The sequence below is a fragment of the Microbacterium sp. NPDC056003 genome (genome assembly GCF_042274785.1).
In the GTDB taxonomy this organism is placed as follows: domain Bacteria; phylum Actinomycetota; class Actinomycetes; order Actinomycetales; family Microbacteriaceae; genus Microbacterium.
This window is the reverse complement of sequence record NZ_JBHJXQ010000001.1, coordinates 1,911,199-1,930,044: the sequence shown is the minus strand read 5'-3', so window position 1 is coordinate 1,930,044 and position 18,846 is coordinate 1,911,199. Positions and strand designations below refer to the sequence as shown.

Here is an 18,846-nt window from a genome sequence, read left to right as displayed (position 1 = left end):
TCCTCCCGCATCATCGACGACGCTGCGACCCCGGATGTGAGCCCGCACCTCACATTCTGGGGCCGTGCATCGTCGGAGTGGCAGGAGCGCACACCAGCGCCGAAGGGAGAAGACCTGATGAGAGTCGCCGTCGCCGGAGGATCCGGCACCGTGGGAGGACCGACCGTCGACGCCGTCCGGGCGGCCGGGCACGAGCCGGTCGTGCTCACGCGCGGCGCCGGGGTCGACCTGATGAGCGGGGACGGAGTGGATGCCGCGCTCGACGGCGTCCACGCCGTGATCGACACCGCGAACGTCACGACGCTCTCGGCCGACGTCGCCACGGAGTTCTTCACGACGGCGACGGGGAACCTGATCGCGGCAGCAGGGCGTGCGGGCGTCGGACACGTGGTGCTGCTCTCGATCGTGGGCATCGACCGGATCCCGTACGACTACTACGCGGGCAAGGTCGCGCAGGAGGGCGTGGTCGAGGCATCCGCGGTTCCGTGGACGATCCTGCGGGCGACGCAGTTCCACGAGTTCGCCGGCCAGCTCTACGACCGGGCGAAGCTCGGCCCGCTCCACATCGCACCGCGCGCACGGGTGCAGCCGGTGGCCGCGGCCGAAGTGGGTGCGCGGCTCGCGGCGCTGGCCGCAGCCGCGCCTCAGGGCCGCGCAGACGACTTCGCCGGTCCGCGCGAGGAGCGGCTCGACGAGATGGTGCGCGCCTACGCGCGCCACCTCGGCAACCGCGGCTGGGTGCCGTCGATCAGCCTCCCCGGACCGCAGATGAAGGGCATGCGCGCCGGCGCGGCGCTGCCCGGGCCCGGCGCCGCGCTCGGCACCGAGACCTTCGCGTCGTGGCTCGCGCGCCAACCGGGGAAGGCGTAAGAGGGTGCGGCGCTCGCCTCCGTCGCAGGGGCGGGGAATGCCGGGCTCGGTCAGCGCGCCGGTGGGGGGCCGCTGCTCTCGCGCACGACGAGTTCGGTGGGGATCAGCGTCGTCTGGGACGGGGCATCCGGATCATCGATCTGCGCCAGCAGACGCTCCATCGCGATCCGGCCCACCTCGCGGAAGTTCTGGCGCACGGTCGTGAGCGGAGGCCAGAAGGCACGCGACTCGTCCATGTCGTCGAACCCGACCACGCTGACCTGATTCGGGATGTCGCGCCCGAGCTCGTGCAGCGCCTTCATGGCTCCGAGGGCCATCTGGTCGTTCGCGGCGAAGATCGCGGTGACGTCGTCGCGGCCGGCCAGCTCGAGGGCGGCGCGGTGGCCCGACTCGGTCGTCCAGTCGCCGTGGACGAGCGGCGGCGGGATGATGCCCGCCTGCTCGAGCGTCGCCCGCCACGACTCGACGCGGTGGCCCGCCGAGAAGGACGAGGTCGGCCCCGCGATGTGCCACACCTGACGGTGGCCGAGACCGAGGAGGTGCTCGGTCGCCTGGCGTGCACCGAGTGCCTGATCGGTGTCGACGACGGCGAAGCCCGAACCCGCGTTGGAATCGATGACCACGACGGGCAGTCCCGGCGGCAGCGTGATCTCGACCCGGTCGAGCAGGCTCGCCTCGAAGATGATGATGATGCCGTCGACGGCCTGTTCGCTGAGCCGGCGGTACGCGCCCGACACAGCACCCATCGTGGGATCCGGCACGGGCATGAGCGTCACGGTGTAGTCCGCGGCGGCGGCCTCGGTGGCGATGGCGTCGAGGGTGCGCACGTTGCCCAGCGTCTCGAGCGTGAACATGATCACGCCGATCGTGTGGAACCGCCCGTACTTGAGGGCGCGGGCCGCGCCGTTCGGACGGTAGCCCACGGCGCGCATGGAGGACAGCACGCGCTCGCGCGTGGCGTCGTCGACGTTGGTGAGCCCGTTGGCCACGCGTGACACCGTCTGCGACGACACTCCCGCGTGGCGTGCGACATCCGCCATCGACGCAGGTCGCCGCCGCGCGGCCTCGATGTACCCGTTCCCCGTCATCTCTCCCCGATCCGTTCCCCGTGTGCACCACAGTCTTGCATGGTTACGCAAACATGCTAGGCTCGCCCGCATCATGTTCGCGTAAACATGCCTGCAAGTCGACGAACGGACTTCGAGATGACGACGGCGTCAGCACCACCCACCGCACGCCCCCTCCCACGGCGGTCGTCGCGTGCGCGCCGCGATTGGCGCGGCTGGGCCTTCGTCGGCCCGTTCATGATCGTGTTCCTCGCGGTGCTCGTCGCACCGGTCGTCTACGCGCTCATCCTCACGCTCTTCCGCCAGCAGCTGGTCGGCGGCACCGCGTTCGTCGGTCTCGCCAACTACGCGCAGCTCTTCCAGGACCCGAAGTTCTGGGAGTCGCTCTTCCGGGTGACGCTCTTCCTGCTCGTCCAGGTGCCGATCATGCTCGCACTGTCGCTCATCGCGGCGCTCGCGCTCGACAGTGCGCGGCTCCACGGCACCGGGTTCTTCCGCATCGCGATCTTCCTCCCCTATGCGGTCCCCGGCGTGGTGGCTGCCCTCATCTGGGGCTTCATCTACGGCAACCAGTTCGGCCTGACGGGCTCGCTCAACGACCTGCTCGGCGCCGAGATCCTCCGCCCGTTCAGCGCCGACTGGGTGCTCGCCTCGATCGGCAACATCGTCACCTGGGAGTTCATGGGCTACAACATGCTCATCTTCTACGCGGCTCTCAAGGTCGTGCCGACCGAGCTGTACGAGGCCGCGGAGATCGACGGCGCCGGGCAGTTCCGCATCATCTCGGGCATCAAGATCCCCGCGCTGCGCGGATCGATCGTGATCGCGACGATCTTCTCGATCATCGGCAGCTTCCAGCTGTTCAACGAGCCCAACCTGCTGAAGAACCTGGCCCCCAACGTGATCTCGAGCTACTTCACGCCCAACATGTACGCCTACAACCTGTCGTTCGCCGGCCAGCAGTTCAACTACTCGGCCACCGTCGCGATCGTCATGGGTGTCATCACGGCGACCATCGCCTACATCGTGCAGTTGCGCGGCTCCCGACAGGAGGTGCGCTGACATGACCACGACCGCCACCCTCACGGCTCCCCCGCAGCGCCGCTCGTCGACCCGACGCCCGAACTACGTACGCCGCACGCCGTCGCGCCAGCGCAGGTCGATCGTCCTCACGATCGTCATGGCCGTGTTCGTCATCTACTCGATCGTGCCGCTCGTCTGGCTGCTCGTGAACGCCACGAAGGACCAGGGCGACCTGTTCTCCACCTTCGGACTCTGGTTCGGCTCCGACTTCAACCTGTGGCAGAACATCGTCGACACGCTCACCTACCGCGACGGCATCTTCGTCCAGTGGTTCGGCAACACGCTCCTCTACGTGATCGTCGGCGCCGGCGGAGCGACGCTGCTCGCCACGGTCGCCGGCTACGGCATGGCGAAGTACAACTTCCCCGGGCGGCGCGCGGTCTTCGCGGTCGTGCTCGGTGCGATCGCCATCCCGGGCACGGCGCTCGCCGTGCCGACGTTCCTGATGTTCAGCCAGCTCGGTCTCACCAACACGCCGTGGGCGGTCATCCTGCCGTCGCTCATCAGCCCGTTCGGCCTGTACCTGATCTGGACGTACGCGGTCGACGCGGTGCCGACCGAGCTGCTCGAGGCGGCGCGCATGGACGGGTCGGGCGAGTTCCGGACGTTCTTCACCATCTCGCTGCGTCTGCTCGCCCCGGGCATCGTGACCGTGCTGCTCTTCGCCGTCGTCGCCACCTGGAACAACTACTTCCTGCCGCTCATCATGCTGAGCGAGCCCACCTGGTACCCCCTCACCGTCGGCCTCAGCCAGTGGAGCGCGCAGGCCAGCGGCGTCGCCGCCCAGCCCATCTACAACCTGGTGATCACCGGCTCGCTTCTCACGATCGTGCCGATCGTCGTCGCCTTCCTCGTCCTCCAGCGCTTCTGGCAGTCCGGCCTGAGCGCGGGAAGCGTCAAGCAGTGACCGGGAGCTCACCGCTCGAACCCGCATCCGCTCCCACGGGCCCACAGCCCACCCGCTCCGCAACGCACTGAACCAATGAAAGGAACACCGATGTCGACAATCACACGGTCTCGTCGCCTCCGCACGGTCGCGGTGGCCACAGCATCCGTCTTCGCCCTCGGCCTCACCCTCGCCGGCTGCGCCGGCGGCGGCGACGGCCCGGCCGCCGGCGGCAGCGCCGACGAGCTCGAGGCGGCGCTCGAAGAGGGCGGCGAGCTCACGTACTGGTCGTGGACGCCCTCGGCCGAAGCGCAGGTAGCGGCGTTCGAAGAGGCCTACCCGAACGTGGACGTGAAGCTCGTCAACGCCGGCACCAACACCGAGGAGTACACGAAGCTCCAGAACGCGATCACGGCCGGCTCGGGTGCGCCCGACGTCGCCCAGGTCGAGTACTACGCCATCCCGCAGTTCGCGCTGTCGGACTCGCTCGTCGACCTCGCGCCGTACGGCTTCGGCGACCTCGAGGACCAGTACACCCCCGGCCCGTGGGGCGCGGTCACGGTGGGCGACGCCGTCTACGGCCTGCCGCAGGACTCGGGCCCGATGGCGATGTTCTACAACGCCGCGGTCTTCGACGAGTTCGGCATCGAGGTGCCGACGACCTACGACGAGTACGTCGCGGCAGCCGAGAAGCTGCATGCGGCCGACCCGACGAAGTTCATCACGTCCGACACCGGCGACGCCGGCTTCACGACGAGCATGATCTGGCAGGCGGGCGGGCGCCCGTTCTCGGCCGACGGCACCGACGTGTCGATCGATCTGCAGGACGAGGGCTCGAAGAAGTGGGCCGACAGCTGGAACCGCCTCGTCGAGGGCGGCCTGCTCTCCGACACGCCCGGCTGGAGCGACGAGTGGTACCGCGCCCTCGGCGACGGCACGATCGCCACCCTGCTCACCGGCGCCTGGATGCCCGGCGTGCTCGAGTCGTCGGTCGCGGACGCCGCAGGCGACTGGCGCGTGGCTCCGATGCCGACCTACGACGGCACCCCGGTGACCGCCGAGAACGGCGGCGGCGGCCAGGTCGTGCTCAAGCAGAGCAAGAACCCGGCCCTCGCGGCGGCGTTCCTCAAGTGGCTCAACTCGGACCCGGCCTCGATCGAGGTGTTCCTCGCGTCGGGCGGCTTCCCCGCGACGACCGCCGAGCTCGAGTCGGACGAGTTCCTCAACGCCGAGTCGGAGTACTTCGGCGGCCAGAAGATCAACGAAGTGCTCGTGGAGGCCGCGAAGAACGTGCCGAGCGGATGGCAGTACCTCCCCTACCAGGTGTACGCGAACAGCATCTTCGGCGACACCGTCGGCCAGTCTTACCTGAACTCCGGCGACCTCAACGAGGGTCTGCAGGCGTGGCAGGACCAGCTGGTCGACTACGGCAACCAGCAGGGCTTCACCGTCGAGTGACGCCTGGCGGAGGCGGCGGCCCTTGGGGACGCCGCCTCCGCTCCCCTGCCCTCCGGCGCACACCGCGCCCGCACGGACGACACGAGAGAACGGTTCGATGAGCGAGTTCCGCATCGGCGACGACGACTTCCTGCTCGACGGGAAGCCGCTGCGCATCCTGGCCGGGGCGCTGCACTACTTCCGGGTGCATCCCGACCAGTGGCGGGATCGCATCCGCAAGGCCCGGCAGATGGGCCTCAACACCATCGAGACGTACGTCGCCTGGAACGCCCACGCACCGCGCCCGGGCGAGTTCGACCTCACGGGGGGCCTCGATCTCGGCCGCTTCCTCGACGAGGTAGCCGCCGAGGGCATGTACGCGATCGTCCGGCCCGGCCCGTACATCTGCGCGGAGTGGACCAACGGCGGCCTCCCCGCCTGGCTCTTCGCCTCGGAGTCGGTGGGCGTGCGCCGCGACGAGCCGCAGTACCTCGCCGCCGTCGAGGACTATCTGCGCCGGCTGGCGCCGGTGCTGGTCCCCCGGCAGATCGACCGGGGCGGGCCGATCATCCTGGTGCAGATCGAGAACGAGTACGGCGCGTACGGCTCCGACCCCGTCTACCTCGAGAAGCTCGTCGACCTGAACCGCGCGATCGGCATCACCGTGCCGCTCACGACCGTCGACCAACCCGAACCCGCGATGCTCGACGGCGGCAGCATCCCCGGCCTGCACAAGACCGCGTCGTTCGGCTCTCGGTCGGTCGAACGACTGGCCACGCTCCGCGAGCACCAGCCGACCGGACCGCTCATGTGCTCGGAGTTCTGGGACGGCTGGTTCGATCACTGGGGGGCGCACCACCACACGACGTCCGTCGCCGACTCGGCGAAGGACCTCGACGATCTCCTCGCCGCGGGCGCCTCGGTGAACATCTACATGTTCCACGGCGGCACGAACTTCGGCTTCACGAACGGCGCCAACGACAAGGGCGTCTACCAGCCGATCGTGACGAGCTACGACTACGACGCCCCGCTCGACGAGGCCGGACACCCGACCGCGAAGTACTGGGCCTTCCGCGAGGTGCTGCGCCGCTACAACCCCGAGGCCGTCGCAGAGGCGCCGGCCGAGGCATCCGCTGCCCCCGCTCTTCGCACCCGGCTCACCCGCACCGTTCCACTCTCTGCCGTGGCCGACGCGCTCGGCGACTGGTCGACGCACGCCGACGTCCCGACGATGGAGGCCCTCGGCCGCTACGAGGGCCTCGCGATGTACCGCACCGAGATCGACGCGACCGGTCCTGCTGTCCTCGAGTTCGGCGAGGTGCGCGACCGCGCGCTCGTGTGGCTCGACGGGCGCCCGATCGGCGTTCTCGCCCGCGACCACCACGACCGCACGCTCGCCCTTCCGGCCGACGCGCGCGGCACGCTCGAGGTGGTGCTCGAAGACCAGGGCCGCGTCAACTACGGCCCGCGCATCGGCGAGCCGAAGGGCCTCATCGCCCCCGCTGCCCTCAACGGCCGCCCGCTCGGGCCATGGCGCGCGGCAGCGCTCGATCTCACCGACCTGACGGCGGTGCGGGATGCCGCGTCCCCGATCGATCCGGCGCTGCCGGCGATCCCGGGGGCGACGTTCGCCGTGGGGGCGTTCGCGCTCGATCAGCCCGCCGATCTGTACCTTGCGACGCGCGCATGGGGCAAGGGCTCCGTCTGGATCAATGGGTTCCACCTCGGCCGCTACTGGTCGCGCGGACCGCAGCACACGCTCTACGTGCCCGCGGGGGCGCTGCGCGCGGGCACCAACGAGATCATCGTGCTCGAGCTGCAGTCCGGCTCCGCGGACGTCGAGTTCGTGCCATGGCCCGACCTGGGGCACACCGACTTCTGAGCGGGTCGCGGGCGCGGCATCCGCTCGGCCGGCGTGCGTGCGCCGGCGCTACATCTCCTCGTGGATCTCGGGATCGCCGTCCCACAGGCGACCGCGCTCGAGCGCCGAGATCGCGGCGACGTGATCGTCGGAGAGCGTGAATCCGAACACGTCGGCGTTCTCGCGCTGACGGTCCGGGTCGCTCGACTTGGGGATCGGGGTGCTGCCGAGCTGCACGTGCCACCGCAGCACGATCTGCGTGGGCGTGACGTCGTGGACGACGGCGAGCTCCTGAAGCAGCTGCTCGGTGAGCAGCTCGCTCCGGCGGGCCAGGGGGCTCCAGCTCTCGGTGCGGATGCCGTGCTCGGCGTGGAACGCGCGCAACGCCGCCTGCGGGAAGTAGGGGTGCAGCTCGACCTGGTTCACGACGGGCGTGACGCCGGTGGCGTCGATGAGCTCGGTCAGCATCGCCTCGGTGAAGTTCGACACCCCGATCGAGCGCACCAGGCCGCGCTCGCGGGCCTCGATCATCCCGCGCCAGGTGTCGACGTACCTGCCGACGCTCGGATTCGGCCAGTGGATGAGCTGCAGGTCGATGCGATCGAGCCCGAGCAGTCCCAGCGAGCCCTGGATGCTGTCGATCGCCTGCTCGAACCCATGATGACGACCGGGGATCTTCGAGGTGACGATGAGCTCGTCGCGGGCAACCGGGCTGCGGCGCACCGCCTCGCCGACCTCGTGCTCGTTCTCGTAGTTGACCGCCGTGTCGAGCAGCCGGTACCCGGCGCCGACGGCCTCGACCATCGCCTCGATCCCCTCCTCACCGCGGAGGTTGTAGGTGCCGAGCCCGAGTTCGGGGAAAGCGGTGCCGTCGTTCAGGGTCACGCTGGGGATGGCGATCATGGATCCATCCTGCCGTGCTCCGGGCGCTGCCGGGCGGAGGTCTCTGCAGCGGCGTGGGGGCGTGATGTCGACGGGCCTGCGGTTGCCGGTGTCGGCGCCCGCGGCTATCGTCTCGGCGGGCGCACGCCGCACACGAGACGGAGGACGACGATGACCGACGCACAGAGCGAGCAACGCGACGAAGCGGATGCCGCGGCCCCGCCGCGGTCGAGAGTCACGGCGAAGGAGTTCCACGACTCCCCCGGCGTCGAGGACTGGCGGGTGCTGTTCTGGGGTGCGCACGTCCACTACTCGACGTCGTCGTTCGCGCAGGCCGCTGCGCTGGTCGCCGCGATCGCCGAGGTGGTGGACGAGGTCGGGCACGAGCCCGACGTCGACGTCCGGCCGCACGGCGTCACCGTCCGCACGTTCTCGCGTATGGACGGCGCGTTGAGCCCGGTCGATGCGGAGCTCGCGGCCGCGATCTCGCGAGCAGCCCGCGGGCTCGGCCTCGAACCCGATCCCTCGCACCTCCAGACGGTCGGCATCGCGGTCGCGGAGGGAGAGGGGGTCGACACGCGTCCCTTCTGGGCGGCTGCGCTCGGCTACGAGAACAACGGCGACGAGGACGCGACCGACCCGCTGCGCCGTGGCCCTCACCTGTGGTTCCACCCGCTCGATCCGGCCAAGCCCGGGCGCGGGCGCACGCACATCGACGTGTCCGTCCCGCGCGACGTCGCCGAGGCCCGGGTGGCAGCGGCCGTCGCCGCGGGTGGACGGATCGCGCGGTCGAACGCACCCCACTGGTGGACGATCGCCTCGCCTGACAACCACGGCATCGACGTCGCCGCGTGGGCCGACTTCGAGGACGGCGAGGAGGGCTGAGCGCCGAGCCGGCTCCGTCCCGGACGGGTCCGTCCGCGACGGGTCCGGCCGCGGACTCCCTGAGGGGGAGGCCGCGGCCGGATCCTCGACGTCAGCGCCGAGCTTCGATGATGAGGTTGAACGGCGTCTCCGCGACGACTCGCACCCGCGAGAAGCCCGCTTCATGGAGCACATCGGCGAGGCGCAGCCGCCCGGCCTGGGCACCGAGGACGAGCTGCCCGCCGTCGTACAGGGAGTGCGCGGTGCAGATCATGCTCGACGCCGCGTAGTACGTCTGCGCGACCACCGAGAGGTTGTCCTCGAGACGGTCAGCCGCGTTCGGTTCGACGAGGAGCAGCGTGCCCTCGGGAGTGAGCGCCTCCGCCGCGTGCCGGAGGACGCCGACGGGGTCGCCCATGTCGTGCAGCGAGTCGAAGAAGCAGATCAGGCCGAATCCCAGCGGCTCGTACTCGTCGGCGCGGACGTGCGAGAACACGGCGCGATCCTGCACACCTGCTTCGCGGGCGTTGCGACGAGCCTCCGACACGGACGGCGCGTGGTTGTCGTACCCGTGGAATCGCGAGTTCGGGAACGCCTCGGCCATGAGCACGGTGGTGTGCCCGTGGCCGGCGCCGACATCGGCGACCGCGATGCCGCTCTCGAGCGCGTCGACCACGCCCTCGAGCGCGGGCAGCCACTGCGACGTCAGGCTCGCACGGTAACCGTTGCGATAGAACGCGGCGGTGCCGTGCGCCAGTCGGGGGTCGTGATCCCCCCACGCCACGCCTTCGCCGGTGCGAAAGGAGTGGAGTGCCTTCGCCTCATCCGACCACATCGCCGCGGGCACGTTCCATGCGGGCGGCAGGTAGACCGCACTCGATTCGTCGGCCAGCACGAGCGCCTGCTCGGGGGTCAGCTCGAACGTCGCGTTCTCGGCGTGGTAGACCACGTACCCGCCGGCGGCCTGCGAGGCGAGCCAGTCGCGCACGTAGCGCTCCGCGCAGTCGGTGCGGGCCGCGAGTTCGGCGGAGGTCAGGGGCCCGCTCTCGGCGAGCGCGCGGTACAGCCCGAGCCGTGATCCGAGGCTCACCATCACGCCCAGGTAGCCTGCGGCGAGGTCGTCGACGGCCTTCAGCACGAACGCCTGCAGGGCGGTCTCATCCACGGTTGTCGTTGTCATAGGTCGGTCCTTCCGGGTCCGTTTCGATCGGTGTCCTTCCATGCTCGGGATGCCGCGTCCCCGCGTTCAGGGGCATCCGCACCCTCGTTCGGTCCATTCGTGCCACCATGTGGAATCGAGGAGGATCCATGGCCGCCGAACGCACGCTGAGTGTGTCGGTCATCGCGTTGCCCGACACCGGGGTGGCCACGATGTTCGGTGTGCTGGACGTGCTGAACTCCTTCGCGCTCATGGGGATCGGCGGCACCGACGCCCCGCCGCCGTTCCACGCGACCATCGTGGGCGCCGACGCCGGGCCGCTCATGGGCGTGAGCGGTGTGCCGGTTCCCGTCGCCGAGAGCGTCGCCGACATCGACGAGACCGACATCGTCATCGTGCCGTCGATCGTCCTCGGCCCTGGCGGCTGGAAGCGGGACAGGTACCCCGAACTCGTCGCCTGGGCCCGGCGCATGCACGCGCAGGGCGCTCTGCTGTGCTCGGCATGCTCGGGCATCTTCCTGCTCGCCGAGACCGGGCTCTTCGACGGCCGCGATGTGACCGTGCACTACGACTACGCCCCGCACCTGCAGACCGCGCACCCCGAGGTGCGCATCCACCCCGAACGTGCACTCATGGTGGCCGGCGATCGAGACGAGCTCATCACTTCGGGCGCCTCGACGACGTGGCACGACCTGGTGCTCTATCTGACCGGGCGGTTCGCCGGGGCATCCGTCGCTCAGGAGGCCGCCCGCGTGTTCGCCCTGCAGTGGCACCAGGACGGCCTCGCCCCGTACATGGTGTTCACCGGCAGATCCGGTCACGGCGACGCCGTCGTCGCCGACGCGCAGGACTGGCTGCGCACCCATTACTCGGTCGCCACCCCCGTCGAGCAGATGGTGGTGCGATCAGGACTGGCCGAGCGCACGTTCAAGCGACGCTTCACCGAGGCGACCGGAGTCAGTCCGCTCGCCTACGTCCAGCGCATCCGCGTCGAGGAGGCCAAGCGTCGCCTCGAACGCACCGAGGAGTCGGTCGAGGCCGTGGGCTGGCACGTCGGCTACGAGGACGCCGCCTTCTTCCGGAGGCTCTTCAAGCGGGTCACCGGGCTCACGCCCGCGGCGTACCGCAAGCGCTACCGGGTGCCGCTCATCACGACCCCGGAGTGATGAGCGAGCGTGAGGCTGCCGGAGCGCCGGTCGTCACCCCGACATCCCCTTCAGGCCCGGCGTCGCCGCGACGTCGACGTCCGCGGCATCCGCTCCCCTCTCGTCGTCGGTGTGCAGAGACGGCGGCGCCGTCGCGTAGGCCTCGGACAGCTGGCGGTAGGGCTTCGACGTGAACGCCAGGAGCACGACGACCAGCAGCACGGCGCTGGCACCGACGAAGGCCAGCGCGATTCCCCTGGCCTCGCCTGGTCCGAGCAGCCAGCCCAGGGAATCCTGGCCGGCGGCCGAGTCCATGTACGGGATGAGCCAGAACTGCGCGAGCGGGCCGACGAGGAAGGCCGAGATCGGCGCAGCTGCCGACTCGACGCTGGCGGCGAACCCGAAGACGCGACCCTGCTTCTCGAACGGCACGACGCGCTGCACGATCGTCTGCTCGGACGCCTCGGCGATCGGCATCAGGCACATGAAGACGAGGATGCCGAGGGCGTACAGCCACCAGACCTCGCGGATCGCGAAGGTCATGCCGAGGACCGCGATCCCGACGTTGACGAGCAGCATCGTGCGCACCGGGTTCTTTCCGAGGCCGAACTTGGCCACCAGCCCGCCTCCGATGACGAAGCCGATGCTGGTGATGCCGAGGATCACGCCCCAGATCTCGACCGAGAAGAGCTCGAGTCCGTACGGGTCCATGAGCGCCATGAAGACGCCGCCGACCAGGTTGTTGAAGGTCGAGAACAGGATCAGTGCAAGAAGGCCGGGAACCACCAGGACGGCGGGGATCACGCCCCTGAAGCCGGCTGATCGGGATGCTGCGCCCTCGACGTGCGCGACACCGCGCTCGGGGATCGGGACGAACAGCAGGTGGGTGAGCGCGATCGCCGTCGCCACGATGGCGATGACGACGGTCGGGCCCATGCCCAGAAGGCCGACCGACAGACCCGAGAACACGCTCGTCACCATGAATGCGATGCCCTGCACCGCGCCGACCAGACCATTCGCCCGATCCCGCCGGTCGGAGGGGACGAGAAGCGTGACCGTGGTCGACAGGGCGATGTTGCGGAGGTTCTCGACCACGCCGCCGATCAGGATGACGCCGGCGAACACCCAGAACCACGGGCCGCCCCAGTCGATGAGCACGCTCTCGGGAAAGGCCAGGTAGAGCGCGCCGGCGATCAGGTAAGTCGAGAGCGTCACAACGCTCGAGAACACCATGACGGCCTTCTTCTTCATGTGATCGACGAGCACGCCGAACACCACGCCGAGCACCGCGACGAGCAGCATGTATGAGCCGCCGATGATCGCGGTGGCCAGCACGGACCGTGTTTCGAGGTAGGCCCAGAATGTCAGCGCCCACCACAGATAGCTCGAGGTGACGTTGGCCACCGCCGTGTTGGCGAGCACCTGGTAGAACGCGCGCATCGTGTGCGGGCCGGGGCGTACCTGCACGGCGTCGTCGCTCTCCTGCGTCGCAGCGGACGGCTGGCTCATGGGTTTCCTTCTCGCGTGTCGTGGGGCGGCGCCGGCGGAGCGGTAGGCTCGATGTGGACACCGTGCACATCGATGTTCACACCGTACACATCACAGGGGGGCGATGCAATGGTCGCGGCGACGCAGCCCTATCATCACGGCGACCTCCGACGTGCACTGGTCGACCAGGGTCTTCAGCTCGCGCGCACAGGCGGCCCGGCGGCGATCTCGCTGCGCGAAGCGACGCGCGGAGTCGGCGTCTCGCCCAACGCCGCGTACCGGCATTTCGTCGATCGCGACGATCTCGTCCGGGCGGTCGCCGCCGAGGCGCAGACCGCCCTCGCCCGCGCGATCCTCGAGCGCGTCGACGCGACCCCCTCCGGACTCTCGGCCGCTGAGGCATCCGTCGAGCGCCTCCGGCGCGTGGGCCTGGCGTACATCGACTTCGCCCGCGCCGAGCGCGGCTGGTTCGAGCTGGCCTTCGCGACGCAGGATCCGCAGCCCGGCGAGGGCATCGTGACCCTCGACCACGAGGTCGTCGCCCCGTTCCAGCTGCTCCTCGACACGCTCGACGCGATGGTCGACACGGGTGCGCTCTCCGCCGAGCGGCGCCCCTACGCCGAGTGGGCGTGCTGGTCGGCCGTGCACGGCTTCGCCGACATCGCCGTCCACGGCCCGGTCCAGTGGCAGCCCGCACCTGTCATCGACGCCCTCGCGGCGGCGGTCGTCGAAGCGGCGATCGTCGGGGTGCGGGGCACGACCGAGCCGGTCGGCGCCGCACCGGCCGCGTCTTGAGCGGCCGCGGCATCCGCTCGCCCTTGCCTCCCGCCCTCCCTGGGGACGACACTCGGAGTGGACGAGGAGAGCGAATGACAGGTGACCGCCCCGGCGCCGTGCGGCGAGCGCTGTGGTGGGCCGCCGACTACCTCTACGCCGCCCGGCGACAGTTGACGGTCGTATCGCTGCCGTGGACCTTCGGCCGGCCACGGCCCGCGCCCGCCGCCTGGGCGCACGGATCGCCGGGCCTGCCCGAGGTCGTGCTGCTGCCCGGGGTGTACGAGCACTGGACGTTCCTGCGGCCGCTCGGCGACGCGCTCTCCGCCGCGGGGCACCGGATCGTCGTCGTGCACGGACTGGGCATGAACCGCCGCAGCATCCCCGACACGTCCGAGCGGCTGGGGCGGCTCCTCTCTGCGCGACCCGCACCGGCGAGCGGACGCGTCTTCGTCGCGCACAGCAAGGGCGGACTGATCGCCAAGCACCTGCTCGTCACGTCCGGCGCCGCCGGAGCCGCCGCCGTCGAGGCGACCACAGGCGGCGATCCCGCGGAAGCCGCGGCGAGCGCGACGCCCGAGACCGGCGGACCGCCGATGGGAGTGCTGGGGCTGGTCGCGGTCGCCACGCCCTTCGGGGGCGCACGCCGCGCCCGCCTGTTCGTCGACCCGAGCATCCGCGCGTTCCTCCCGGGCGACGAGACCATCGTGATGCTGGGGCGCGAGACGTCGATCAACGGGCGCATCGTGTCGGTGTTCGGACCCTACGACGCCCACATCCCCGAGGGGAGCGCGCTCGAGGGCGCCACGAACGTCGCGGTGCCCACGGCCGGCCACTTCCGGGTACTCGGGTCGCCGAAGACGCATGCCGCCGTGCTGGAGGGCATCCGCCTGCTCACCGCCGGGTGAGCACCCGACCGTCGTCGCGGTCGAGGATCAGCCGGGTGCCGGCGGCCGACTGCCGGGCGGGCGCGCGACCGCGAGGCGGTCGAAGGATCAGCCGGATACCGCGGCCGGCCGCCACACGAGCGTGTGGCCCGTCGCCTGGAACGCCTCGTTGCCGGCCAGCTTGCCCGTCGTCGTGGTCTCGATCACGAAGCCCATCGCCTCGTAGAACGCCCGCGCGCTGTTGCCGTCGAGCACCTCGAGCTCGACCGGGCCGGTCGCACGGTCGAGCACGTGCTGCACGAGCGTGCGCCCGATGCCCCGGCGATAGAGCGCCGGGTCGACGTACGCCCAGGTGATCTCGCCCGGCGAGCCCGCGATGAAGCCGGCGACCCGCCCGTCGACCTCGGCGACCCACACATCGTCGTCGAACAGCCCCTCATTCTCATAGGTCGCCTCGAGTCGGAGGTACGCGTCGAGCAGTCCGGCGCCGCCGAGCTCGTCGAGACGGGCCGCATCGTGGATGCGGCAGATGTCGGCCCAGTCGCGTTCCTCGTAGGGACGGATGGTCACGGTCATGCGAAGTCTCCTGTCGATCGGGGGGCGAGCGAGCCGGTCGGGTGCGTCACGACCGCCAGGCGCGCAGGATCTCGACGTGCCGCAGCAGGAACGCCCGCTCGTCGAGGCGCTTGCGGCGCAGCCAGCCGGTGACCTCGTCGTTGCTCTTGCTCGCGTTGCAGGATCGGCACGCGGGCACCACGTTCTCGAATGTGTAGCGCCCGCCCCGCGAGATGGGCAGCACGCAGTCGCGCTGGAAGGGTCCGATGGTCAGCCCGCAATACGCGCAGGCGCCCCACGCCTCGACGATGGCCTCCCATTCGTCGACCGTCAGGTCGTTGTCGGCCGCGGCCACGCGACGTGCGCGACGGCGGGACGCGCGGGCTCTGCGGGACTGACTGACGGCCACGCGACGAGCGTACCGAGGCTGCCGGACAGCGGTGGGGAGGGATGCCGCGGGCCGCGGCATCCCTCCCTCCGATCTCTCTCTTCGACAGCCTCGTGAGCAGCCGCTCGCGGTCGGACGCTCTCATGGTCCGTCCAGGCTCCACTGCGGGTTCGTCCAGACCGGCGAGGCAGACTCGGTGCTTTGCGTCCGACCCGAGGATGCCCAGCGCCGCGTCGCCGGCGCGCAACACCGAAGGATTCAGCGTTTCCCCCATGCCCCAGAAGCACTCCGTCGCGCCCGCGCGCGCACCCCGTTCCCGTCGCCGCACCTCGCTCCTCATCGCGGCAGGACTCGTCGTCGGCGTCGCCGGCGCGAGCGCCCTCGCCGCCACCACCCCCGCCCTCGCCGCCCAGACGGCCGCCGCCGCACTCGCCCCGGTCACCGCCGCCACCCCGGCCGTGCTCGCCGCGACCCCCGGCGCGACGACGCTGCGCGAGGTCGGCGACGACGCCCGCGACGCCGTGGGTGCAGCGCGCGCGGCCTTGGCCGACGCCGGCGCGCTCGGGGCGGACATCGCCGCGGCGAAGCTCGACCTCGGCGTGGTGAACACGTCGGTCGACACCTCTCCCCTGCTCGACGCCATGGACGAGCTCGACGACATCGAGCTCATGCCGGTGCTCCTGCTGCCCGAGGTGACCGAGAAGCTCGTCGATGCCACCGACGACGTCGAGAACCGCGTGCGCGTCCTGCGCGACCGCCTCGACACGGCGCGGGAGAAGAAGGCCGCCGAGGAGGCCGCCGCCGCAGCCGCCGCGGCAGCCGCGGAGGCGAAGCGCAAGGCGGCAGAGGCCGCCGCCGAGGCCGCCCGCATCGCGGCGGCCGCGAACACCCCCGAGGGCGCCAAGGCGACCGCACGCTCCATGGCGTCGTCGCAGTACGGCTGGGGCGCCGACCAGTTCTCGTGCCTCGAGTCGCTGTGGACCAAGGAGTCGGGCTGGAACTACCAGGCCTACAACGCCTCCAGCGGCGCCACCGGGATCCCCCAGTCGCTGCCGGGGAACAAGATGGCGAGCGCGGGCGCCGACTGGCAGACCAACGCCACCACTCAGATCGCGTGGGGCCTGCAGTACATCGCCGCGGCGTATGGCACGCCGTGCAGTGCGTGGGGCCACTCGCAGGCGACCGACTGGTACTGAGCCGGACGCTTCAGGCGTCGCTGTCGCCGGCCGGGTGCGTCTCCTCGGCGACGTCGCGTCCGATGCCACCCGGCTGCTCGCGCCGGGTGCCGCGGGTGAGGGCGGCCTGCGCCCGTCGCCGGTCGCGCACACCCGTGACGATCGTCACGATCCCGTAGACGAACAGTCCCGCGACCACGACGGGCAGCGCCCACGCCCGCGCTTCACCGGTGACGACGCTGTTGATCCAGCCGATGTAGGGCACGGAGTACCAGAGCTTGCCGACGATCTGCACGCCGCGCACGGGGTCGGCGTCATCGGCGTCGTTCGCATCGCCGCGGGTGATGAGCAGGGGTTCGCCGTCGGCCGCCGCGCCGATCCCCACGACGCGGTGCGTGACGACGTCGGGCTTGCCGGACTCGAGCTGGTAGGTGATGACGTCGCCCAGGCCGATCTCGCTGATGTCGGCGGGCTTCACCACGACGAGGGTCCCCGGTGAGTACTGCGGCACCATCGACCCGGTGAGCACGGTGTACGGCTTCGAACCGCTCACGAGCGGCACGATCACGACGACGACAGCGAGCAGCGCGACCAGGGCGAGCACGGCCCAGGACAGGGCGGTCAGCAGCATCCGTGGGACGGACACGCGCTCCTCGGCGGAGCGACGATTGCCCGAGCGGGATGCCGCGGCCGGGGCATCCGTCACCGAATCGGTGCGCTCATCCGAAGGACGGCTGACGGCGTCGAGGGTGGTCATCGAGAGAGTGTTCATGCGCATGCCAAGCTCTTGGTGAAGAAGATCACGAGGAAGTACGACGAACGGAACGAGAGGTTCGCGACGGCGACCACCGTTCCCTGTGCGTTGCGGACGGACACGTAGGTCTCCGCCGTCTCGACGCCGCGGGTCGCGGGGTTCGAGAGTGTGAGGGTCTTGCCGTTCGGCGAGATGCTCGCGGGGAAGGCCGCGCCCGTGTCGTCACGCGTGACGGTGTACGAGCCGGACGGCAGGCCATTCGGAAGCGTCAGGACGACGTTGCCGCCATTCGTGGAGCACGCGGCCCAGCCGGTGCTCGCCATGGTGAGCTCGGCCTGTTCCTGAGCGGTCCAATTGTGCTGCGCGGCGGTCGCCGTCGTGGTGAGGGTGAGGGTCGGTGCGGGCGCGCCCTGACCGGCGGGGGTGTGGGTGTCGGTGTCGGCGACGACGAGCTTGATGCAGGCGTACGTGGTGCCGCCCGCAGCGACGGGCGCGGTCGAGGACCACGAGGAGGACGCGAGCGCGCTGCGCGCGGTGACGCCGGCGTACGTCGCATCGGTGTGGCAGACGCTCGCGGACGCGGTCAGCGCGACCTGTACGGTGGCGGCGGCAGCAGGACCGAAGCCGGATGCCGCGGCCACGGCCACGGAGTGGGATGCCCACGGCGTCGACCCGCTGTTGACGAGCGGGGCGGCGTAGTACTGGGTGGTCTCCCATCCGACGAAGCTCGTCGACGACGCCGCGGACGCCGGGGCGACCGAGAAGGGCGAGACGGCGAAGGTGCTCGCCGTGGCCGTGAGCGCGACGGGCGCGGTCACCGACCAGTACGCGACGGCCGAGAGCGGCGCGATGACGACCAGTCCGATCGCCGCGATCAGCGCGGTGAGGATCTTCGCTCGCTTGGTCATGGGGAGGGCCTTCTGGGTGCGGTGGGCGTGGGGCTGGTCAGGGGGCGATCTGCGTGCCGGTGAGCGTGACGCTCACCGCGGCAGACTGGCCCTGCGTGCCGTTCGGCGCGTTCGGGTCGAGGCTCTGCCAGATGCACAGGGTGCGGGTGGCACCGACCGCCAGCGCAGTCGGGACGGCGATCGTGGTGGCCGCCGTGGTGGCTTGCCAGCGGCCGCTGCCGGCGGGCCACGTCGCGGGCGGAGTGGCCGCGCACGCACCCGTCTGGACGCTGACCGTCAGGACAACGCGGGTGGCGAGGCCGCCGGTGGCGGTGAAGGCGGAAGCCAGGCTGAGCGGCACGTCGCCGGTGTTGGCGATGGAGCGCGACGCGATCAGCTGCGCAGGCCCGCCGGGGTAGACGCCCGAGTTCGAGCCGCCGGTGCCGGTGATCGTCAGCGCCGCCTCGCCCGTCGACACCGAGACGGTGGGCGTCTGGGTGCTCGAGACGAATGCGCTGAGCGTGCCGGGTGCCAGCACGACCGCGACCGCGACGACGCCGGCGAGGAGTCCGGCGACCCCGAGCGGGGCCTTGACCTTGCTGCGCGGCATCCGTCTACCCGATCTGTGCGAGGTGTGAGTGGGGAGCTGGCGGGAGAGGCCGGGCGCGATTCGGGTTCGCACCC

General features: G+C 70.7%; 19 protein-coding genes. 10 read left to right on the top strand and 9 right to left on the bottom strand.

The genetic code is table 11. From position 1 onward, the window contains the following. The first annotated feature begins 117 nt into the window (after nt 1–117). A complete protein-coding gene (locus ACFC1W_RS08740) occupies nt 118–870 on the top strand; it encodes an SDR family oxidoreductase (protein ID WP_375991085.1) in 753 nt (250 codons plus the stop codon). A 50-nt stretch (nt 871–920) separates the two neighbouring features. Here the strand turns inward: ACFC1W_RS08740 and ACFC1W_RS08735 are convergent, their stop codons facing one another. Continuing rightward, a complete protein-coding gene (locus tag ACFC1W_RS08735) occupies nt 921–1,958 on the bottom strand; it encodes a LacI family DNA-binding transcriptional regulator (RefSeq protein WP_375991082.1) in 1,038 nt (345 codons plus the stop codon). 117 nt (nt 1,959–2,075) lie between these two features. Between ACFC1W_RS08735 and ACFC1W_RS08730 the strand changes: the two genes are divergently transcribed. The 4 genes from ACFC1W_RS08730 to ACFC1W_RS08715 all read left to right on the top strand — a co-directional run bounded on the left by ACFC1W_RS08730 (nt 2,076) and on the right by ACFC1W_RS08715 (nt 7,225). Beyond that, the gene (locus ACFC1W_RS08730; RefSeq protein ID WP_375991079.1) at nt 2,076–2,999 is read left to right on the top strand and encodes a carbohydrate ABC transporter permease; all 924 of its coding nucleotides are present in this window, start codon (nt 2,076–2,078) and stop codon (nt 2,997–2,999) included. Nucleotide 3,000: 1 nt separating this feature from the next. Continuing rightward, nucleotides 3,001–3,927 carry a carbohydrate ABC transporter permease gene (locus tag ACFC1W_RS08725; protein WP_375991077.1) on the top strand — a complete coding sequence of 309 codons (927 nt, stop codon included), beginning with the start codon at nt 3,001–3,003 and terminating at the stop codon, nt 3,925–3,927. A gap of 90 nt (nt 3,928–4,017) precedes the next feature. Further along, on the top strand, nt 4,018–5,364 hold the full coding sequence (locus ACFC1W_RS08720) for an ABC transporter substrate-binding protein (RefSeq protein ID WP_375991074.1): 1,347 nt from the start codon (nt 4,018–4,020) through the stop codon (nt 5,362–5,364). A 97-nt stretch (nt 5,365–5,461) separates the two neighbouring features. Continuing rightward, on the top strand, nt 5,462–7,225 hold the full coding sequence (locus ACFC1W_RS08715; protein ID WP_375991071.1) for a beta-galactosidase: 1,764 nt from the start codon (nt 5,462–5,464) through the stop codon (nt 7,223–7,225). A 48-nt stretch (nt 7,226–7,273) separates the two neighbouring features. On the opposite strand, the gene ACFC1W_RS08710 is transcribed toward ACFC1W_RS08715, so the two are convergent. Further along, nucleotides 7,274–8,107 (bottom strand): aldo/keto reductase, encoded by an 834-nt coding sequence (locus tag ACFC1W_RS08710; protein WP_375991069.1) that lies wholly within the window; start codon nt 8,105–8,107, stop codon nt 7,274–7,276. Between the two features lie 150 nt (nt 8,108–8,257). On the opposite strand from ACFC1W_RS08710, the gene ACFC1W_RS08705 reads away from it, so the two are divergent. Continuing rightward, nucleotides 8,258–8,971 (top strand): VOC family protein, encoded by a 714-nt coding sequence (locus ACFC1W_RS08705; protein WP_375991066.1) that lies wholly within the window; start codon nt 8,258–8,260, stop codon nt 8,969–8,971. Nucleotides 8,972–9,062: 91 nt separating this feature from the next. Here the strand turns inward: ACFC1W_RS08705 and ACFC1W_RS08700 are convergent, their stop codons facing one another. Then, the gene (locus ACFC1W_RS08700; RefSeq protein WP_375991063.1) at nt 9,063–10,130 is read right to left on the bottom strand and encodes a methyltransferase domain-containing protein; all 1,068 of its coding nucleotides are present in this window, start codon (nt 10,128–10,130) and stop codon (nt 9,063–9,065) included. Nucleotides 10,131–10,258: 128 nt separating this feature from the next. Here ACFC1W_RS08700 and ACFC1W_RS08695 point away from each other — a divergent pair, with 128 nt between their 5' ends. Continuing rightward, nucleotides 10,259–11,275 carry a GlxA family transcriptional regulator gene (locus ACFC1W_RS08695; RefSeq protein ID WP_375991060.1) on the top strand — a complete coding sequence of 339 codons (1,017 nt, stop codon included), beginning with the start codon at nt 10,259–10,261 and terminating at the stop codon, nt 11,273–11,275. A 33-nt stretch (nt 11,276–11,308) separates the two neighbouring features. On the opposite strand, the gene ACFC1W_RS08690 is transcribed toward ACFC1W_RS08695, so the two are convergent. Further along, nucleotides 11,309–12,763, bottom strand: a complete 1,455-nt coding sequence (locus tag ACFC1W_RS08690; RefSeq protein ID WP_375991057.1) for an MFS transporter — start codon at nt 12,761–12,763, stop codon at nt 11,309–11,311. Between the two features lie 108 nt (nt 12,764–12,871). Between ACFC1W_RS08690 and ACFC1W_RS08685 the strand changes: the two genes are divergently transcribed. After that, nucleotides 12,872–13,537 (top strand): TetR/AcrR family transcriptional regulator, encoded by a 666-nt coding sequence (locus ACFC1W_RS08685; RefSeq protein WP_375991055.1) that lies wholly within the window; start codon nt 12,872–12,874, stop codon nt 13,535–13,537. Nucleotides 13,538–13,611: 74 nt separating this feature from the next. Continuing rightward, entirely contained in the window at nt 13,612–14,424 is an 813-nt protein-coding gene (locus ACFC1W_RS08680; RefSeq protein ID WP_375991053.1) for an esterase/lipase family protein, read from the top strand. An 87-nt stretch (nt 14,425–14,511) separates the two neighbouring features. Here ACFC1W_RS08680 and ACFC1W_RS08675 read toward each other — a convergent pair whose 3' ends face one another. Both ACFC1W_RS08675 and ACFC1W_RS08670 read right to left on the bottom strand, forming a co-directional pair. Continuing rightward, nucleotides 14,512–14,979 (bottom strand): GNAT family N-acetyltransferase, encoded by a 468-nt coding sequence (locus ACFC1W_RS08675; RefSeq protein WP_375991050.1) that lies wholly within the window; start codon nt 14,977–14,979, stop codon nt 14,512–14,514. Nucleotides 14,980–15,025: 46 nt separating this feature from the next. Beyond that, nucleotides 15,026–15,367, bottom strand: coding sequence for an HNH endonuclease (locus tag ACFC1W_RS08670; protein ID WP_191764077.1), 342 nt, complete (start codon nt 15,365–15,367; stop codon nt 15,026–15,028). 251 nt (nt 15,368–15,618) lie between these two features. Between ACFC1W_RS08670 and ACFC1W_RS08665 the strand changes: the two genes are divergently transcribed. After that, nucleotides 15,619–16,542 (top strand): phospholipase, encoded by a 924-nt coding sequence (locus ACFC1W_RS08665; RefSeq protein WP_375991047.1) that lies wholly within the window; start codon nt 15,619–15,621, stop codon nt 16,540–16,542. Nucleotides 16,543–16,552: 10 nt separating this feature from the next. Here ACFC1W_RS08665 and ACFC1W_RS08660 read toward each other — a convergent pair whose 3' ends face one another. The 3 genes from ACFC1W_RS08660 to ACFC1W_RS08650 are packed head-to-tail and all read right to left on the bottom strand — an operon-like array spanning nt 16,553 to nt 18,772. Then, nucleotides 16,553–17,278, bottom strand: a complete 726-nt coding sequence (locus tag ACFC1W_RS08660; RefSeq protein WP_375991044.1) for a signal peptidase I — start codon at nt 17,276–17,278, stop codon at nt 16,553–16,555. 11 nt (nt 17,279–17,289) lie between these two features. Further along, nucleotides 17,290–18,183, bottom strand: coding sequence for a hypothetical protein (locus ACFC1W_RS08655; RefSeq protein WP_375991042.1), 894 nt, complete (start codon nt 18,181–18,183; stop codon nt 17,290–17,292). 37 nt (nt 18,184–18,220) lie between these two features. Then, nucleotides 18,221–18,772, bottom strand: a complete 552-nt coding sequence (locus ACFC1W_RS08650) for a hypothetical protein (protein WP_375991039.1) — start codon at nt 18,770–18,772, stop codon at nt 18,221–18,223. Nucleotides 18,773–18,846 lie beyond the last annotated feature (74 nt).

Bases quoted from the DNA above. Each gene is read 5' to 3' on its own strand.
- ACFC1W_RS08740 (WP_375991085.1), top strand. From the start codon at position 118: ATGAGAGTCGCCGTCGCCGGAGGATCCGGCACCGTGGGAGGACCGACC.
- ACFC1W_RS08735 (WP_375991082.1), bottom strand. From the start codon at position 1,958: ATGACGGGGAACGGGTACATCGAGGCCGCGCGGCGGCGACCTGCGTCG.
- ACFC1W_RS08730 (WP_375991079.1), top strand. From the start codon at position 2,076: ATGACGACGGCGTCAGCACCACCCACCGCACGCCCCCTCCCACGGCGG.
- ACFC1W_RS08725 (WP_375991077.1), top strand. From the start codon at position 3,001: ATGACCACGACCGCCACCCTCACGGCTCCCCCGCAGCGCCGCTCGTCG.
- ACFC1W_RS08720 (WP_375991074.1), top strand. From the start codon at position 4,018: ATGTCGACAATCACACGGTCTCGTCGCCTCCGCACGGTCGCGGTGGCC.
- ACFC1W_RS08715 (WP_375991071.1), top strand. From the start codon at position 5,462: ATGAGCGAGTTCCGCATCGGCGACGACGACTTCCTGCTCGACGGGAAG.
- ACFC1W_RS08710 (WP_375991069.1), bottom strand. From the start codon at position 8,107: ATGATCGCCATCCCCAGCGTGACCCTGAACGACGGCACCGCTTTCCCC.
- ACFC1W_RS08705 (WP_375991066.1), top strand. From the start codon at position 8,258: ATGACCGACGCACAGAGCGAGCAACGCGACGAAGCGGATGCCGCGGCC.
- ACFC1W_RS08700 (WP_375991063.1), bottom strand. From the start codon at position 10,130: ATGACAACGACAACCGTGGATGAGACCGCCCTGCAGGCGTTCGTGCTG.
- ACFC1W_RS08695 (WP_375991060.1), top strand. From the start codon at position 10,259: ATGGCCGCCGAACGCACGCTGAGTGTGTCGGTCATCGCGTTGCCCGAC.
- ACFC1W_RS08690 (WP_375991057.1), bottom strand. From the start codon at position 12,763: ATGAGCCAGCCGTCCGCTGCGACGCAGGAGAGCGACGACGCCGTGCAG.
- ACFC1W_RS08685 (WP_375991055.1), top strand. From the start codon at position 12,872: ATGGTCGCGGCGACGCAGCCCTATCATCACGGCGACCTCCGACGTGCA.
- ACFC1W_RS08680 (WP_375991053.1), top strand. From the start codon at position 13,612: ATGACAGGTGACCGCCCCGGCGCCGTGCGGCGAGCGCTGTGGTGGGCC.
- ACFC1W_RS08675 (WP_375991050.1), bottom strand. From the start codon at position 14,979: ATGACCGTGACCATCCGTCCCTACGAGGAACGCGACTGGGCCGACATC.
- ACFC1W_RS08665 (WP_375991047.1), top strand. From the start codon at position 15,619: ATGCCCCAGAAGCACTCCGTCGCGCCCGCGCGCGCACCCCGTTCCCGT.
- ACFC1W_RS08660 (WP_375991044.1), bottom strand. From the start codon at position 17,278: ATGACCACCCTCGACGCCGTCAGCCGTCCTTCGGATGAGCGCACCGAT.
- ACFC1W_RS08655 (WP_375991042.1), bottom strand. From the start codon at position 18,183: ATGACCAAGCGAGCGAAGATCCTCACCGCGCTGATCGCGGCGATCGGA.
- ACFC1W_RS08650 (WP_375991039.1), bottom strand. From the start codon at position 18,772: ATGCCGCGCAGCAAGGTCAAGGCCCCGCTCGGGGTCGCCGGACTCCTC.